General features: G+C 72.0%; 14 protein-coding genes and 1 pseudogene. 4 read left to right on the plus strand and 11 right to left on the minus strand.

Translation table 11 applies throughout. The features are described 5' to 3' along the window. Positions 1 to 32 precede the first annotated feature (32 nt). A complete protein-coding gene (locus OP86_RS08260; RefSeq protein WP_030061708.1) occupies positions 33 to 1385 on the minus strand; it encodes an extracellular catalytic domain type 1 short-chain-length polyhydroxyalkanoate depolymerase in 1353 nt (450 codons plus the stop codon). 523 nt (positions 1386 to 1908) lie between these two features. Here OP86_RS08260 and OP86_RS08265 point away from each other — a divergent pair. Next, positions 1909 to 3414, plus strand: a complete 1506-nt coding sequence (locus OP86_RS08265; protein WP_030061707.1) for an RICIN domain-containing protein — start codon at positions 1909 to 1911, stop codon at positions 3412 to 3414. A 119-nt stretch (positions 3415 to 3533) separates the two neighbouring features. Here OP86_RS08265 and OP86_RS08270 read toward each other — a convergent pair whose 3' ends face one another. Genes OP86_RS08270 through OP86_RS08300 form a run of 7 tightly spaced genes read right to left on the minus strand, consistent with a single transcriptional unit; the run spans position 3534 to position 11268 of the window. Then, positions 3534 to 4181, minus strand: coding sequence for a TetR/AcrR family transcriptional regulator (locus tag OP86_RS08270; RefSeq protein WP_030257764.1), 648 nt, complete (start codon positions 4179 to 4181; stop codon positions 3534 to 3536). Between the two features lie 19 nt (positions 4182 to 4200). Then, positions 4201 to 6432 carry an FAD/NAD(P)-binding protein gene (locus OP86_RS08275; protein ID WP_063832327.1) on the minus strand — a complete coding sequence of 744 codons (2232 nt, stop codon included), beginning with the start codon at positions 6430 to 6432 and terminating at the stop codon, positions 4201 to 4203. Beyond that, the gene (locus tag OP86_RS08280) at positions 6429 to 7586 is read right to left on the minus strand and encodes a 2-aminoethylphosphonate aminotransferase (protein WP_051829845.1); all 1158 of its coding nucleotides are present in this window, start codon (positions 7584 to 7586) and stop codon (positions 6429 to 6431) included. Before OP86_RS08280 ends, OP86_RS08275 begins: the two co-directional genes overlap by 4 nt. Next, positions 7583 to 8761, minus strand: coding sequence for a phosphonopyruvate decarboxylase (aepY, locus tag OP86_RS08285; protein WP_078588787.1), 1179 nt, complete (start codon positions 8759 to 8761; stop codon positions 7583 to 7585). Before aepY ends, OP86_RS08280 begins: the two co-directional genes overlap by 4 nt. Further along, positions 8761 to 9702 carry an isocitrate lyase/phosphoenolpyruvate mutase family protein gene (locus OP86_RS08290; protein WP_051829846.1) on the minus strand — a complete coding sequence of 314 codons (942 nt, stop codon included), beginning with the start codon at positions 9700 to 9702 and terminating at the stop codon, positions 8761 to 8763. Before OP86_RS08290 ends, aepY begins: the two co-directional genes overlap by 1 nt. Beyond that, positions 9699 to 10592: a sterol desaturase family protein gene (locus tag OP86_RS08295; RefSeq protein ID WP_051829847.1), complete on the minus strand. Its 894-nt coding sequence runs from the start codon at positions 10590 to 10592 to the stop codon at positions 9699 to 9701. The genes OP86_RS08290 and OP86_RS08295 overlap by 4 nt, the downstream gene beginning before the upstream one ends. 28 nt (positions 10593 to 10620) lie before the next feature. Then, positions 10621 to 11268, minus strand: a complete 648-nt coding sequence (locus OP86_RS08300) for a lysophospholipid acyltransferase family protein (RefSeq protein WP_425337751.1) — start codon at positions 11266 to 11268, stop codon at positions 10621 to 10623. A 260-nt stretch (positions 11269 to 11528) separates the two neighbouring features. Between OP86_RS08300 and OP86_RS08305 the strand changes: the two genes are divergently transcribed. Further along, the gene (locus tag OP86_RS08305; protein ID WP_030058622.1) at positions 11529 to 12752 is read left to right on the plus strand and encodes a cytochrome P450; all 1224 of its coding nucleotides are present in this window, start codon (positions 11529 to 11531) and stop codon (positions 12750 to 12752) included. Between the two features lie 392 nt (positions 12753 to 13144). Next, complete coding sequence (locus tag OP86_RS08310) at positions 13145 to 13915, plus strand: AfsR/SARP family transcriptional regulator (RefSeq protein WP_199815191.1); 771 nt, start codon at positions 13145 to 13147, stop codon at positions 13913 to 13915. Between the two features lie 43 nt (positions 13916 to 13958). Here the strand turns inward: OP86_RS08310 and OP86_RS08315 are convergent, their stop codons facing one another. Genes OP86_RS08315 through OP86_RS08325 form a run of 3 tightly spaced genes read right to left on the minus strand, consistent with a single transcriptional unit; the run spans position 13959 to position 15999 of the window. Further along, positions 13959 to 14648: a FadR/GntR family transcriptional regulator gene (locus tag OP86_RS08315; protein ID WP_030058620.1), complete on the minus strand. Its 690-nt coding sequence runs from the start codon at positions 14646 to 14648 to the stop codon at positions 13959 to 13961. Then, positions 14645 to 15409 (minus strand): thioesterase II family protein, encoded by a 765-nt coding sequence (locus OP86_RS08320; RefSeq protein WP_030257776.1) that lies wholly within the window; start codon positions 15407 to 15409, stop codon positions 14645 to 14647. The genes OP86_RS08315 and OP86_RS08320 overlap by 4 nt, the downstream gene beginning before the upstream one ends. Before the next feature lie 35 nt (positions 15410 to 15444). Then, entirely contained in the window at positions 15445 to 15999 is a 555-nt protein-coding gene (locus OP86_RS08325) for an LOG family protein (protein ID WP_030058619.1), read from the minus strand. 210 nt (positions 16000 to 16209) lie between these two features. Between OP86_RS08325 and OP86_RS37865 the strand changes: the two are divergent. Next, positions 16210 to 16629 (plus strand): annotated as a pseudogene (locus OP86_RS37865) (4'-phosphopantetheinyl transferase family protein); the annotation flags it as partial. Between the last annotated feature and the right edge of the window lie 125 nt (positions 16630 to 16754).

A 16754-nucleotide genomic window follows, 5' to 3' on the forward strand; every position in this document is an offset into this window, starting at 1 on the left:
AGTCCGACCAGGGCCTGTCCGCCGGACAGGCCCTAACCGAGGGCCCACTGCTGGTTGGACTGGCCGTTGCAGGACCAGAGTTCGACCGGGGCGGCGTCGGCGGTGGAGCCACCGGTCACGTCCAGGCACAGGCCGGACTGGACGCCCGTGACCGTGCCGTCGGAGTTGACGTTCCACTGCTGGTTGGCCTGGCCGTTGCAGGACCAGACGACCGCCTTGGTGCCATTGGTGGTGCCCCGGCTGGCGGCGTCCAGGCACAGCACGCTGCCGCCGACCGCGACCGTCAGCTCGTTCGACGAGGTGTGCGTCCAGGTCTGGTTCACCCCGCCGCTGCAGCTGTAGATCTGCTGCTGAGTGCCGAGTGTGGTGGTGGAGTTCGGGTCGTCCAGGCACTTGCCCGCACCCACCGCGCGCAGCGCACCCTTGCCGGTGGGGGTGGTGCCGCTGCCGTCCAGCCCCATGAAGTGGATGGCGTCGGCGGCCATCGGCGTGCCCTGGACGGGCAGTTGGTGCCCGGCCCCGACGATGCTGTAGGTCTCGACCTGCGTGATGCCGGAGCTGTTGGCGTAGCGGGCCCGGTTCCAGTTGGCGGCCGGGGTGTCACTCGACGACGGGGTCTGGCCCACCCCGAGGACGTTCGTCCACTGCTTGGTCTCTTCGCCGAGGTCGCGGTAGTTCAGGATGGGGTCGGCGGTGCCGTGCCACAACTGCACCCGGGGGCGCGGCCCGGTGTAGCCGGGATCGGCGCCGCGCACCAGGTCGCCCCACTGCTGCGGGGTCATGGAGACCTGGCCCCCGGCGCAGGGGCCGTTCCAGCCGCGCACCGTGCCCGTGTAGAAGCAGTGGTGGGGCACGCCCATGAACGCCGAGCCGGCCTTGAACACGTCCGGGTAGTCCGCGAGCATGACGTTGGTCATCATGCCGCCCGAGGACTCGCCGGTGACGTACACGGCGTTGCGGTTCCCGCCGTAGTGCTGCTCGGTGTAGGTGATCATCGACATCAGCCCGACCGGGTCGCTGCCGCCGTTGCGCTTCAGCGCCTGGTCGGAGGAGACGTCCCAGCAACTGCCGCCGGGGTTGGTCGAGGGGTAGATGACGATGAATCCGTACCGGTCGGCCAGCCCGCCGAAGTCGGTGCTGGAGTACAGGTAGGGCCCGGAGCCCTGGCAGCCGTGCAGGGCCAGCAGGATCGGCGGGTTGGCCTTGACGCTGTTCGGCACGTACACGTACATCTGTAGGCCGGTGGGGTTGTTGCCGAAGTCGGTGATCTGGGTCAGCGAGGCGGCGCCGGCCTGGGGCGCGGCGGACAGGCTCACGCCGAACGCGGCGCCGATCGCCAGGAGTACGGCGAGCAGGCGGGACTTCAGGTGCCGGGAACGCAGCATGGAACCTCTTCCTCCGCGGGCTGGTGACGGCGGTGGCGGTGAGCCGCCTGCCCCGGCTGCCCCACACGGGTCCGTCGCAGGCGTGTGAGCGCTCACATTTTCGATCGCGCTACCGGCTGCGCCCGCTCTTGTTTCGGTGGTGTTTCGGGCTGTTGACGCTGCATCAGTGGCTGCAAGCTGTCAAGGGATGGTTGGGTTCATCCCTGACTTCCCCGCGAAATGGCCGATCGGTTCGATCCCGCGGCTGAAAGTTTCACCGTGACGGCGAGGTGGACGGCCTTCGGGCGCTCGATGCGGGCGGCGCTGATCCGGGTCGACGCGCGGGGAGCCATACATCCTATGTTTGACGCCGTCAGGTCGGATGAATCGCCCCTCTTCCCTGCAGTAGAGCGGCGGAAGTTGTCAGAACCCTGGACAAGCACCCGACCTTTGGGGGTTAATCCATCCGATGTCATGGACGCTTCGAGTGGACCACTGTGCGGCTCCACAGCTGACACCACGTCCTCATGGAGAGGTGAACCCCTTGTCCCACTGTCCTTCAGGCGACAGCCGGCCGGTCAGCCGGTGGCGAACCGCACTTGCCGGGCTGCTCGCCCTGGTCGGCGCCTTCTCGGCGGTGCTGCTGCCCGCCGCACAGGCCCAGGCGGCCCCGGCCGCGGCCCCGGTGGCGTTCACCCTGGGAGGCACCCGCACCGACCAGAACGGCAACACCCTTCAGCTGCACGGGCTGGGCATCGTCAAGGCGGGAAGCACCTGGTACGGCTTCGGCGAGGACAAGACCGGCCAGACGTCGGCGAACACCTCGTTCCAGGACATCCCCTGCTACACCTCCAACGACCTCGGCACCTGGACCTACCAGGGCGTGGCCCTGGCCAAGCAGAGCAGCGGAGACCTCGGGCCGAACCGGATCGTCGAGCGGCCGAAGGTCATCTACAACGCGTCGACCAGCACGTACGTGATGTACGTGCACATCGACAGCGCCGACTACTCCGAGGCGAAGGCCGGCGTGGCCACCAGCAGCACCCCCTGCGGCCCGTACGTCTACCGGGGCAGCTTCCGGCCGCTCGGCAACGTCAGCCGTGACCTCGGCCTGTTCCAGGAATCCGACGGCACGGGCTACCTGCTGACCGAGGACCGCAACAACGGCGGCCTGCGGATCGACAAGCTCTCCGCCGACTACCTCTCGGTGGACAGCGCGGTCGCGCTCCTGGGCGGCGGCAGCATCGAGTCCCCGGCCATGGTGAAGGTGGGCGGCATCTACTACCTGATGGGGTCGCACCTGTCGGGCTGGTACCTGAACGACAACGTCTACGCCACCGCGACGTCCCCGAGCGGACCGTGGTCGCCGTGGCGGGACGTGGCCGCCCCCGGCACCAACACGTACGAGAGCCAGACGGCCAACATCATCACCGTCCAGGGCTCCTCGGGCACCACGTACCTCTACGCGGGGGACCGCTGGAACACCGGCGACCTGGGCAACTCCAAGCTGATCTGGCTCCCGCTGACCATCCGGGGGACGACGCTGAACCTCGGCCAGTACCCCAGCTGGTCCCTCGACACCTCCGCGGGCACCTGGTCGGCCGGCGGCGGAATCCCCGCCGCCGGCACCTACACCCTCACCAACGCGGCGAGTTCGATGCTGCTGGACGTGTCCGGTGCCTCCACGGCCACCGGAACCGGGGTCATCCAGTGGCCGTCGACCGGTGGTGCCAACCAGAAGTGGCGGCTCACCAGGGTGGCGGACAACATCTACACCCTGACCGGCGTCAACAGCGGACTCTGTCTGGACGTCCCCGGCTACTCGACCGCCACCGGCGTGCAGTTGCAGCAGTGGACCTGCAACGGCGGCACCAACCAGCAGTGGGCGCTGGACCTCACCGGCAGCCCCACCGGCAACAAGTACGTGCTGGTCGGCGTCGGCAGCGGCCTGACCGTGGGCACCGCCGGCTCGACCACGCAGGGAACGGCAGTGGACCAGGAGACCGGCGCGAGTTCGAGCGCCGCCGGCGAGAGCTGGACCCTGTCCTGACCGGCTGACTAGCTGACCGCGACGGGCCCGGTCGGGCGACCGGGCCCGTCCGGCGGGTGGCCGCAGCCGGTGCCGTCGTTCCTCGACCCGGACGGCGGGCGGATCGACCGGTGCCGTGGTCACGGCTGCGGCCGCTCCGGCGATGGGTGTGAGGGGCCCACCGGGCCGAGGTGGGCGTCCAGTACGGCGGCGACGAGCCGGTCGAGCCGGCTGCCGTCGGGGCAGTGCCCGTCCGACGCCGGTGGGCCGGCGGAGAGTTGGAGGCTGCCCCAGGCCCGGAGTTGGGCGATGCCGTGCAGGTTCGACCACAGTGCGGCGGCGGTGACGGTGGGGGGTGGTCCGGGCCGGGCGGTGTTCCGTTCCGCCCGGCAGTGGGCGACGAGCTCGACGATGCGTTCGAACAGTGGGAGCGTGGAGTCCCGCAGCCGGGTGCTGTCGAGCAGGTCGTGACGGAACATCAGCTCGAACATCGCGCGGCGCTCCAGTGCGTACCCGAGGTAGACCCGCGTGAGGGCGGCCAGCCTGTCCCGCGGCGTCGTCCCGCCGGCGACCGCGGCCTCGAAGCGGGCCCTGAGGTCCTCGAAGCCGCGTCGGGCGATCGCCGCGAGCAGGGTGCGGTGCGTGGGGAAGTGCCGGCGCGGCGCCCCGTGCGACACCCCCGCCCGGCGGGCGATCTCCCGCAGTCCCGAGGAGGCGGAGCCCTCGGTCAGTACCAGGTGCTCTCCGATGTCGATCAGTCGCTCTCGAAGAGAGCTCTCCTCGGCCATGGACAGTGTCTACCACAGCTCATCGGCGGGCCGCGCGGCTCCGTTCCAGGAGCTGCCAGAAGCCGTCCAGCCAGGTCACGGTGTCCCGCATCACGTAGTGGTCGGTGTCCGGCCGGAGCGCGGAGAGCAGGAAGGACCTCCGCCCCTCGGCCGGGGGGCCCAGGACGGTGATGCGGTCCTCCGTCGTGCCGTCGCGTCGGACGGGGTGGTGGCGGTCGGTGAGGTCGAGTCCGCCCGGTTCGAACGCGTCGCCGGTCGCGGAGACGTTGCGCCACAGCCGTACCGTTCCGTGCTCCAGCAGGTTCCGGAACAGGGGTGAGGCGTCCCGGAGCGGGTCGAAGGCGTGCACCCGGGCATCGACCAGGGTGTCCACCCGGCAGGACGCGCCCGTGGCCGGACCGTCCACGCGGAACCGCCCCGTCTCCTCGTCCAGGTGCAGCTCGGCACCGGGGCCGGTGCCGACGTCCAGCAGACCGTGCCGGACGAGGGCGCGGATGCGCTCCATCACCTCGGGCGCCGCGCCGTTGGCGAGGCGGTTGTGCAGCCGGACGTAGCGGCTGAGGAAGACCCGGTGGGAGGCGGGTGTCAGTCCGCCGTCGTCCACGGCCCGGGAGATCACCGAGCGCAGGTCCCGCCACACGCCGTCCGCGGCGGCCTTGTGGGGGTTGTCCAGATTGCCCTGGGTGGCCCACCGCTGGTCGCGGTCCATGAAGTCGAGCAGCGCCTCCCGGTACCGCCCGGGCGTGCCGAGGTCCGCCGCGTCCAGGGGCCCGACGGTGCGCGCCCAGTCGAACCGGTTGCCGGCCGGCCGCTCGTCGAGGCGCCACGGCGAGGTCCACGTCGCCACGGCGCGGCGCAGGGCGTCCGGGCCCCGGAGCCACGCCGTCCGCGCCCGGCTGGCCGGCCCGGCGCCGAAGACGACCTCGATCCAGCGCAGCATCGCCTCCTCGGCCGACCAGCCGGGAGTTCGCGCCACCGCGTCCGCCTGCCGGTCACCGCCGTCCAGGACCGCTTCGAGCACGGCGGTGATCTCGTCCACCGCCGCTTCGAGCGGGCCCAGGAGCCGGGTCGGATCGCCCGGCCGGTCGCCGTGCGGCGACCGGCCGGCGAGGAACGCGCGGTACGCCGCACCCGCCCGGTCCTTCAGGAAGTCGCCCGCCCGCCGGCCGAAGAGCGTGGCGTAGTGGAGCCAGGCCATCTCCAGGACGACGAGGGGCAGGACGTCCCGTTCGAAGTCGAGCTGACCGGACCCGCCGCCTTCGCCGCGCGGGGTGCCGACGCTCGTCCGCAGCCGGTCGATCGCCTCGTCGGTGAGGAACACGCCGCGGTGCTCCAGGCGGTCCGGGTCGGCCTCCTTGCGGTTGTCGGGGCGGGCGAAGGTGAACACGCCCGTCTCGCTGAAGGCCAGGAGCTTCGCCGGCTCGGCACCGCTGGGCCGGTAGCGCAGCCCGCCGTCCGCGTCGGGGAGGAAGCTCCCGCCCCGCCCCTCGGTCAGGTACAGGATCTCGTCGATCGCCGTCAGCCCCAGGCCGGCGATGCCGACGACCCGGGCGGGCCCGGTGATCCGCGGTGGCAGCGCCCGGTCCAGCGGGTAGGCGTACGGAACGTACGCGCACCCGGTGCGGTCGGCGAACTCCGCCGGCCCGCGCGTGCGTTCGGTGCGCCGCGGGTCGTGGTGCGTGTGCCCCGTCACCAGCAGGACCTGGTCCACGGGGAAGGCCTCGCCGTCGGCGGTGTGCACCACGAGCCCGTCGGCGTGCGGGGCGATGTCCACCACCTCGGTGTGGTGCAGCCGCACCTCGACGCCGGGGCGGGCGCGCAGCTCGCTCACGAAGGTGCCGAACATGTCCTGCAACGCCGCCCCGTGGACGTAGCGCTTGGGCCAGTCCCCGGGGGCGAGATCGAGGTCGGCGTGGCCGGTCTCGGCGAAACGCCGTCGGCACCACTCGTGGAGGGTGGGCCGCAGCGGGGCGGGCCGCAGCGGCCCGGCGTCCTTCACGGACTCGTCCGCGGCGAAGGACACCTGGCTGCTGATCCGGTTCAGGTAGCTCGTCCTGGGCTGCGACGGGCTGTGGGCCTCGCCGGAGCCGAACTCCCCGGAACGTTCGAAGACCCGTACGTCCAGGCGCCCGTCGAGGCCCAGCCGGGCGATCTGGGCCGACAGGCGTTCCAGCGCGTACGTGGCCCGGGGGCCGCCGCCCACGAGGGCCAGCCGGTGGACGGCCGACGTCGGGTCGTCCGCCGGGTTCACGCGGCCTCCCCTCCGGGCGTCCGGTCCCGCAGCCGGGGCAGGACCCGGCCGAGCATGGCGAGGAAGCGGTCGATGTCCCGCTCGTCCATGGTGCCCATGGTGGAGAGCCGGAAGAACCCGGCCGACAGCTCCTCCTGGGCCGCGTAGACGACGAACCCCTCGTCCTTGAGGGCCCGGTGCAGATCCGGGTAGCGCACGCCTTCGGGGAGGCGGACCACCGTGAGGCCGACGGCCCGGTGCCGCGGGTCGAGCGGGATGTCCAGCCCGAGCTCGGTGAGACCGGCCCGCAGCCTGTCGGCGAGTGCGCCGTAGCGCCGGCCGCGGGCCGCCGCGCCCTCGGCGAGGGCCAGGTCCAGCGCCGTCTCGAAGGCGTAGAACAGCGGGACCGCCGGGGTGAAGGCGGGTGCCTGGGCCTTTTCCTGCGCCGCGTAGTGCCTGTGCAGGTCGAGGTAGTAGCTCCGCGGGGGGTGGCCCGCGAGCTCTTCGAAGGCGTCCCGGGACGCGCAGACGAACGCGAGGCCCGGCATGCCCTCCAGGCACTTGTTGGCGCTGCCGGCGAGCCAGTCGATACCGTCGCGCGCGACGTCGAGGGACTCCGCGCCCACGCTGCTGACGGCGTCGACGATGATCCGGCGGCCGTGGGCGCGGGCCACCGAGGCGAGCTCGGCCACGTCGTTGAGCATGCCGGTGCTCGTCTCGTGGTGCACGACCGCGAGGTGGGTGAGGCCCGGATCCGCGGCGAGCTCCCGGTCGACGCGGTCCGCGTCGACCGGCGTGCCCCAGCCGAGTTCGAGGCGCACGCACCGGATGCCGTGGGCACGGGCGATGTCGTGGAGCCGTTTCCCGTAGTGGCCGTTGTCCACGACCAGCAGCGCCCCGCCCTCGGGCAGGGCGGAGACGACGGCGGCTTCGAGGGCCGAGGTGCCCGAGCCGGTCAGGACGACCGACGTGTGCTCCTCGCCGCCCCCGCACACGGTGGTGATCTTCCGGCGCACCCGGGTCATCAGCGCGCCGAACTCCGGCTCGCGATGGCACAGGTCGGGCCCGCCGAGCGCGGCGCGGACGGTCTCGTCGGTGTTCACGGGCCCCGGGTTCATCAGGACCGTCCGGCGGGACGCGGAGCCCTCCGGTGGGGCGGCGAACCGGGTCGTCATGCGGTGGCCTCCGCGGAGAAGCGCGCGGCCGAGGCCGGCGGGGGCAGGGCGGGCCGGCCGAGGCCGGGGTCGGAGTACGGCGCGACGTGCACGCGCAGCAGCGACGGTCCGTCGCCGGCGGGCTGCCGCGACAGGGCCTGCGCGAGGCCCTCGGCGGTCGTCACGTCGGCCGCGTGGCGGTAGCCGCAGGCCGTGGCCACTGCGGCGAAGTCCACGTGGGCCGAACCCGTCGGCTGACCGCCCGTCGATTCGTACGCGCCGTTGTCGAAGACGACGTGCAGCAGGTTCGGCGGGGCCGTCCGGCCGATCGTCGCCATCGCCTCCAGGCGCATGAGTGCCGCGCCGTCGCCGTCCAGCACCACCACCTGCCTCGACGGCGCGTGCAGGGCGACGCCGAGCGCCACGCTGGAGGCGCAGCCCATCGAGCCGACGACGTACAGGTTCCCGGGCCGGTCCTGGTCGCGTTCCAGCTCGCGGGCGGTCTTGCCGGTCGTGGCGACGACCAGCGCCCGGTCGCCGACGAGCCGCATGACGTGGCCGATCGCCTCGCTGCGCAGCAGGGCACTGCCGTCGCCGGACGGCTGCCGCGGGGGCCGGGGGAGGGGAGCGACGGCGCCCTTGGGCACGACGAAGGCGAAGGGCAGGCCGGTGGCGTCCATGTGGGCCGCCGCGGCGCGCAGGCGTTCGGCCAGCAACTCCCCGGTGTCCGGGAGGAGTTCGTTGCGGATGTCCATGGCGGAGAGGAGCCCGGGCGTGATCCGCCCCATCAGCTCGTGCTGCGGCTCGTCCGGCGTGCCGGGTTCGCCGCGCCAGGTGACGAGGAGCAGGACGGGCAGCCGCAGCGTGTGGCAGAGCGAGGTCAGCGGGTTGACGGCGTTGCCGAGGCCGGAGTTCTGCAGGATGACGACGGGCCGGCGCCCGGCCAGCCGGGCGCCGGCGGCGATCGCCACGGCCTCTCCTTCGTTGGCCGCGATGAGGTAGTCGTCGGGGTGCCGGCTCTCCAGGCAGCTGATCACCGGGCCGAGGTAGGAACAGGGGACTCCGGTGAACGGCCCGAAACCCGCCGCGCGGAAGGCCGCGACGACCTCCTCCGCGTCCAGCGCCTTCGCGGGGGCCGCCGCCGGGCCGTTCGCGGGGGCGTTCGTGGGGCCGTTCGCGGGGGTCGTCCGGGTCATCACGCGACCTGCCCGGCGACGGGCACGCCACCACGGACGAAGCGCTCCTCGTCCTCCTTCAGCTCGGCCAGCCCCTGGAGGGAGAAGACCGTCGAGAGCGGCGCGATCCGCTCCTCGACGGCCGTGCTGCGGCCCTCGCGGAGGATCGAGTCGAAGACCTGCGTGACCGCGCTGATCGCCGCCCGCAGGCCGTGGTTGGCGTAGATGACCATCTTCGCGCCGGCCGCGCCCAGCTCGTCCGCGCTGATCGTGTGGTAGGTGGTCGGAACCACGACCACCGGGACGTCCGGGCGCCACTGCCGCAGGAATTCCAGCACGGGCTCGGGGGAGGCGCCCTTGGCGTGGATGAGGACCGCGTCCGCCCCGGCCTCCGCGTACGCCTCGCCCCTCGCCAGCGCCTCGTCCATGTCGCGTCCGGCGATGAGGGCCTCGATGCGGGCGATGATCATGAGGTCACTGCCGCGCCGGGCGCTCTTCGCCGCCTCGATCTTCCCGCAGAACTCGTCCACCGGGGTGAGGTCCTGGCGCCCGGGGACGAAGCTGTTCACCTTGGGGAACACCTTGTCCTCGATGCTGACGGCGGCGACGCCCGCACGCTCGTACCGCCGGATCATGTGCATGACGTTGAGTGCGTTGCCGTACCCCGCGTCGCAGTCCGCGACCAGGGGGACGTCCACGGCGCCGGCCATCGCGCCGGCGACCGCCAGCAGCTCGGACATGGTGAGCAGGTCGCAGTCGGGCAGCCCCTGCGACGCGGAGATCTCCAGTCCGCTCGACCACACGCCGTCGAACCCCGCCCGCTCCGCCAGGCGTGCCCCGAGGGGGTTGTGGGCGCCGGCCAGCCGGATGACCCCCGGCCTCGCGAAGAGCTCCCGCAGCCGGGCGGCTCCCGTGGTCGTGCGGTCGGTGGTGGTGTCGCCGGTGGTGGCGTCGGGCGTCATGAGGTCCCCCTGTGGTCGGAATACTCGAAGTTCCCGGTGTCCCGGGCGGGCCGCCAGCCGGGCGGACCGAAGACGTAGCCGGCCCGGTCGCGCCAGCTCTGCGCCCGGCGGATGTCCTGGAACATCCGGGCGAACTCGTGCCACTGGATGCGCCAGATGCTGTGGGTGTCGATCTGCTTCGTCAGACCGTAGGTGGGGCGGTGGAGTTCGGGCTGGAACGTGCCGAACATGCGGTCCCAGATGATCAGGATGCTGCCGTAGTTCCGGTCGAGGTACACCGGGTCGCTGCCGTGGTGCACCCGGTGGTGGGAGGGCGTCACGAAGACGGCCTCGATGGGCCGGGGCAGCTTGCCGATCTTCTCGGTGTGGGCGAAGAGCCCGTAGATCAGGTGGACCGAGTGCATGGTGAAGACCAGGACGGGGGGCACGCCCAACAGGGGGAGCGGCAGCCACATCAGCTTCTCGAACCACTGGGCCCACTTGCGGCGCAGGGCGACCGACACGTTGAGGTACTGGCTGGAGTGGTGGACCTGGTGGCCCGCCCACAGCAGCCGTATCCGGTGCGTCATCCGGTGGTAGGCGTAGATCGTGAGGTCGACGCCGAAGAAGAGGACGACCCAGGTGTACCAGGAGTCCGCCGGCAGCCGGAACGGTGCCGCGGAGGTGTAGAGCCAGGCGTAGAACACCAGGGCCGCCGTGCGCAGCACGCTGGATATCACCAGGGCGCCGAGCCCGGTGACGATGTTCGCCCGGGTGTCCCGGGGGTCGAAGCGTTTCCGTTCGTCGCGGTCCAGGCGTATGGCCGTGAACTCGACGAGGATGATCAGGGCGACGACCGGGAGCGCGTAGACCACCGGGTCGTGCAGTCGGTCCGAGAGGTGAGAGAACAAGGGATTCCCCGGGGAGGCGTCGGGCCGCTCAGCGGCTGGATTTCTCGGCCGTCACCTTGTCCTTCGAGGCGAATCGGCCGACGTATTCGAGTCCCGACAGTTCCTGGATCTGCCGCATGATCTCGTCGGTGACGGAGCGGCGCAGCTTCGGGTCGCCCTCGGACCCCACGTGCTCGGGGAAGAGCATGGGCTGTCCGAAGTGCATGTCGAACCGGACCGGCCTGGGCACGAGGCTGCCGAGGGGCTGCACCTTCTCGGTGCCGGACAGGCCGCACGGCACCACGGGGGCACCGGTCGCCATGGCGAGCCAGCCCACTCCCGTCTTGCCCCGGTAGACGCGGCCGTCCGGGGAGCGGGTGCCCTCGGGGTGGATGCCGAAGACCCGCCCCTCCTCGATGACGCCGCGCGCCTGCTCCAGCGCGGCGACGCCGCCCGGGCCGCCGTCCCGTTCCACCGGGACGATGCCCACGGCGCTGAAGAAGACCTTGCTGACGAGCCCCTTCAGCCCCGTGCCGGTGAGCCGCTCGGCCTTGCCGATGAAGCAGACGGGCCGCTTGGTGGCCAGCGAGATGAAAACGTGGTCCGAGAATGACAGGTGATTTGCCGCGATGATGCACGGCCCGGATTCCGGGATGTTCTCTATTCCGGTGATTCGTGGGCGGAAGAGTGCGCGCATCAGAGCGGCCAGAATCGTCCTGAGTGATGACCGGAGCATGGTCCGCCTAGGTTTGTCGGCAGGTAGGGGAAGCCGCAGGGTCCTGTTGACCGGATGTCGCCGCTGCGGAATGCGACGACTGTAGCAATGCGTTGTGGGCACTCCTCTAAAGCATGGCTAACCGGCGGGGTAAGCGCGGCCGGGCGTGCTGCCCGGATTGGTGAATAATTCGGCCGGGGCTTTGTTTGACGGTGGGCGGGATGACCGACATGGTGGGTCGCATGACGAACCACGCATTACGTGCAGTCGACGCATTGTTCACGCCCGGGGCCCGGGAGGACCCCGTCCCGGTCTACCGCGAGTTGCACGCGGGCGGGCCGGTGCACCGGCTGAACGACGAGTGGGTGGTCGTCTGCGGGTACGCGGAGGTGGACGAGGTGCTGCGCAGCCCCGTCTTCCAGGTCAAGGACAACGAGTTCCGTGAGCGGACCCGCCCCGGGTGGATCGCCGAACACCCCTCGGCCGCCATGATCAACGACTCGGTCATCCGGGCCCGGGCACCGCACCACGAGCGCGTCCGGCGCCTGTTGAGCCGGCCGCTGACCACCCGGCGGGTGGCCGCCCTGCGGGAGGCCGCGGTCGGCCACGCCCGCAGGCTCCTGGACGGCCTGGCCGAACGGGCCGCCGGCGGCGAGCCCGTGGACTTCGTGGACGGCTTCGCCTATCCGCTGCCGATCGCGCTGATCTGCGACCTGCTCGGGGTGCCCGCGGGGGACCGCACCTGGTTCCGCAGCCAGGCCACGGAGCTGGCGTACGTGCTCGAACCGGCCGGCCGCGAACGCGACCTGAGCCGGGCCGACGACGCGGCGAGCGCACTGATGGAGTACTTCGCGCGCATCGTCGGGGAGCGGCGCGAACGGCCGGGACAGGACCTGATCAGCTCCCTGGTCCAGGTGAGCGACACCGACGACGCACGGCTCAGCGAGCGCGAACTGGTCGTGAACCTGGTGCTGATGCTCGCCGCGGGGTTCGAGACCACCGCGAGCCTGCTGGCCAACGGGCTCGCGGTGCTGCTCGACCGCCCGGCGGACCGGGACCGGATCGCGCGGGATCCCGCGGCGGCGGCCGCCTGCGTGCAGGAGGTCCTGCGCTACGACCCGCCCGCGCAGGCCACCGACCGGTGGGCGACCGGGGACGCGGAGGTCGGCGGGGTGCGGATCGCGGAGGGCACCCAGGTGCTGCTCCTGCTCGGGGCGGCCAACCGGGATCCCCGCCGCTTCCCGGAGCCCGACGTCTTCGACCCCGGCCGTCCGGCCGGCCAGGCGCTCTCCTTCGGGGCCGGGCCCCATTTCTGCCTGGGCTCGGCGTTCGGCCGGATGGAGGCGGAGGTGGCGTTCCGGGAGCTGTTCGCGAGGTTCCCGGCGATCTCCCTCGCCGGGACGCCCGCGCGCACCGACCGGCTGGCTCTGCGTGGATACGTGTCGCTGCCGGTGGCTCTGGGCTGACGGGCCGCCGATCGGCTCCGCGGCACCGTCGGTTGCGATCCGCCGGTTGCGAGCTGCTAAAGCGTGAGTAAAGCCATCGACCCGTGAGTTTCCGGTCGAAAGTTGACCGAAAGGTTCCGCTCCTTGGGCCCGAGTGCCGCCGCCCGTTCCGCCGTTAGGCATCACGCGCGGGCGGTGGCGGCGTTCTCGTGCGGCGCGGGGCATCGGACGTGCCGCCGGAGGAGCCGCGACCGCACTTGACGATCCTCGCTCCCTCTGTTGAAGATCAAACCGACCGCGCGGTTTCGCTCGGTTGGGTTGTCAGGTGCGTGACGGTTTGGCTACATACCGTGCGTGCGTGCGCGAGCAAGGGGGATTGTTCGTTGAGGATACAAATTCTGGGACCGCTCGAAGTGAAGACCGACAAGGGAGAGGACGTCACGCCCCGCCCGCTGAAGCTCCGTTCCCTGCTGGCCGCCCTGTGCGTCACCGCCGGTCGCCCGGTCACCGCACCACAGCTGATCAACGTCCTGTGGTCGGACGAGCCGCCGCGCACGGCATCCACCGCGCTGCAGGTCTACGTCTCCAAACTGCGCAAGCACTTCCACGGCGTCGGTATCGACCCGAGCGTGCTCACGACGACACCGGCCGGGTACGTGTTCCGCCCGGGCGGCCATGTGATGGACCGCGACGGCTTCGACGCGCTGGTGGCCCAGGCCCGCTCCGCGGTCGTGGCCGGCCGCACGGAGGAAGCGGCGGGTGCGTTCTCCGACGCCCTGTCCCTCTGGAACGGTCCGGCACTGGCCGACCTCCGGGACGTACCGGCCCTGCGCAACTACGCCCGGCAGATGGACGAACGGCGCAACTCGGTGTACGAGCAGTGGCTCGAACTCGAGATCGGCCTGGGGCGCCACTCGATGCTCACCAGTGAGCTGTACGGGCTCATCGCCGAGAAGCCGATCTGGGAGAACCTCTACTTCTTCCTGATGATCGCCCTCTACCGCAGCGGCCGGATCTCCGAATGCCTGGACGTGTACAACCGCATCCGGCGCATCCTGATCGAGGAACTGGGCATGGAGCCCAGCGCGCGGCTGCAGTACCTGCACCGCGCCGTGCTGTCCAGGGAGGCGTGGCTGGAGTGCCCCACGGCGCCGCTGGCGACGGCGGGCACGTCGTCGCTGTGACGGCCCACCAGGTCCGCCAGGTTCGTCAGGTCCTCCAGGCCGCTCAGCCCACCGGCCGTGGCCGTTCCGCTTCCTGCCGTCGCAACAGGGCGGACAGATGGGTGCTCGCCTCGGCCGCCGCCCGCTCGGCATCGCCGGCCCGCACCGCTTCGAGGAGCCTGCGGTGGGAGGCGAGGCCGGACTCCGCGCCGCACGGATCCATGCAGGTGACCACGCTGGCCAGCACGGCCTCGTAGCAACCGCGGTACAGACCGGCGAGGACGCCGTTCCCGGTGTACTCCACGAGTGCCGTGTGGAACTCGGTGTCCTGCTGCGCCTGGGCCTCCCACCCGCCCTCGCGCGCCGCCGCCTCGCACGCCGAGAGCCGGTCCTCCAGCGCGCGCAGGCCGTCCTCGTCCGCCACGTGGGCCGCGAGCCGCGCGGCCTCGACCTCCAGCCCGCGCCGGACCTGGAGCACGTCGCGCAGTTCGGTCGTGGGCAGGCGGCGCAGTGCGACCGACAACTCGCTGGTGGCCCGCACGTACGTGCCACTGCCCTGCCGGACCTGGAGGAGCCCGGAGTGCGAGAGTGCCCGGACGGCCTCGCGAACGGTGTTGCGGGCCACCTGGAGTTCGTCGACCAGCACCGCCTCGGTGGGAATGCGGCGCCCGACCGGCCAGGCACCGGCGGTGATCTGCCGGCGCATGTGCTCGATCACCTGGTCGACCAGGAGGGCGCGGCGGATCGCCGTCACCACGAGAGCCTCGCCCGGAGCTCGGACGTCAGCACGGAGAGGAACGCATCAGCATTGTCCCGGAGGAAGAAGTGCCCGCCCTCGATCTCGTGGTACCGGAAGTCCGCCGTGGTCTGCTCCGCCCAGGCGCGGACGTGCTCCACCGGGGCGAGCCGGTCGCCGGGGCTGGTGAAGGCCGTGAGCGGGCAGGGCAGCGGGGCCTCGTCCCGGTAGCGGTAGGTGTCCACCACCTCCAGGTCGGCCCGCAGGGTCCGCACCACCATCGCGCGCAGCTGCTCGTCCTCGAACACCCAGGCCGGAGTGCCGTGCATCTCCATGACCCGCTGGACGAACTCCTCCTCCGGAAGGTGGTGGATGGCCGCCCACGGCGGCGGTACCTGCGCCGCTCCGCGGCCCGACACCATGACGAACTCGGGCGCGGGGCAGCCCCGGGCGCGCAGCCACCGGGCCGTCTCGAAGGCCAGCAGGCTGCCCATGCTGTGCCCGAAGAGGGCGTAGGGCCGGTCGGTGCGCTCGGCCAGCACCGCCCCGAGCCCGGCGACGACGTCGTCCAGCCGGCGCAGCGGCTCCTCGCGGAAGCGCTCCTCACGGCCCGGCAGCTGTACGGCGTTGACCTCCACCCCGGCCGGCAGCCGGTGCGCCCAGCTGCGGTACATCGACGCTCCACCGCCCGCGTACGGGATGCAGAAGAGCGTCAACCGGGCCTCGGCGTCGGGCCGGGGGGTGACCAGCCACCGGCTCGTGCGGTTCGTCGTTTCCATGGTGTCCTCCGGGACCTCTCGGTGGGTGGGCGGACTCAGCGCGAGGCGGCGGGAAGCCGGCCGGCGCAGGCGTCCAGGGCATCGGCGACGGTGCGCACCTGCCGCACCGCCGCCAGCGAGCGCTCCTGCACGAAGCCGCGCGCCCGGGCGTCGGCGACCCAGTCGAGCAGGCCGCCGAAGTGGTCGTCGGGGTCGAGCAGGACGAGGGGCTTGTCGTGCGCCCCGACCATGCGTTCCGTCCAGGCGGTGAAGATCTCGTCGCAGGTGCCGACGCCGCCCGGCAGCGCGAGCAGGGCGTCGGCCTCCTCGGTCATCCGCTGCTTGCGGGCACCCATGCTCCGGGCGACGATCAGCCGGTCGCTGTCGCGGTCGGCGCGGTGCAGCAGGGAGTCCGAGACGATCCCCACCGTCCGCCCGCCGGCCGCCCGGGCGGCGGAAGCCACCGCGCCCATCATCGAGACGTGCTCGCCGCCGGAGACCAGCGTCCAGCCGCGGGCGGCGACGGCCGTGCCCACCTCCTGCGCCAGCTTCAGGTACCGGTCGTCGACCGAGTCCGAGGAACTGCAGAAGACACACACCGAAAGAGTCATGGAAGCCGTCCTGTCCGATCCGTCGTGCGAAGGAGTGGTGGCCGCGTGAGGGCCGTCGTCGACATGAATCCGGAACTGCCGAAGGGCACCGTCCACGTGTGGTGGGGGACGGTGGGCGACGTGCGTGCGCACCACCGCGACCTGCTCGGCGAACAGGAGCGGGAACGCCTCGCGCAGCTGCGCCGGGACGGTGACGCGGCCCGGTTCGTCATGGGCTGCGCCCTGATCCGGCTGGCCGTGGCCGGCTACACGGGCGTCGCGCCCGGCGAGGTGCCCGTCATCCGGGAGTGCGACGGATGCGGCGGACCGCACGGCAAGCCCAGGGTGGCCGTGGGCGGGTCCATCGAGTTGTCGCTGTCCCACGCGGGCGAGCACATCGCCCTCGCCGTGGCTCGGGAGACACCCCTGGGGATCGACGTGGAGAGCGACGACGGAACCATCGACCTGCCGCGGCTCGCCCCCCGGGTGCTGTCGTCGGCGGAGGTGCCCGGCTACGCGGAGCTGGCGGAATCCGAGCGCCGGCACCGGGTGCTGTCCGTGTGGACGTGCAAGGAGGCGGCACTGAAGGCGACCGGTGACGGACTGCGCTTCCCCATGAACCGGCTGGGGGTGGCGGATCCGGAGGGCGCGCCCCGGCTCACGCACTGGGAGGGCCGGCCGTGGCTGGTCGAGGAGATGCGGCTGACCCGGCTCGACGCGCCCCCCGGGTACGCCGCGGTCCTCGCCGTGCTCGGACCGCCCGGATCCGCCGTCCG

Origin of the sequence: Streptomyces novaecaesareae (genome assembly GCF_000716875.1) — a bacterium.
Lineage (GTDB): Bacteria > Actinomycetota > Actinomycetes > Streptomycetales > Streptomycetaceae > Kitasatospora > Kitasatospora novaecaesareae.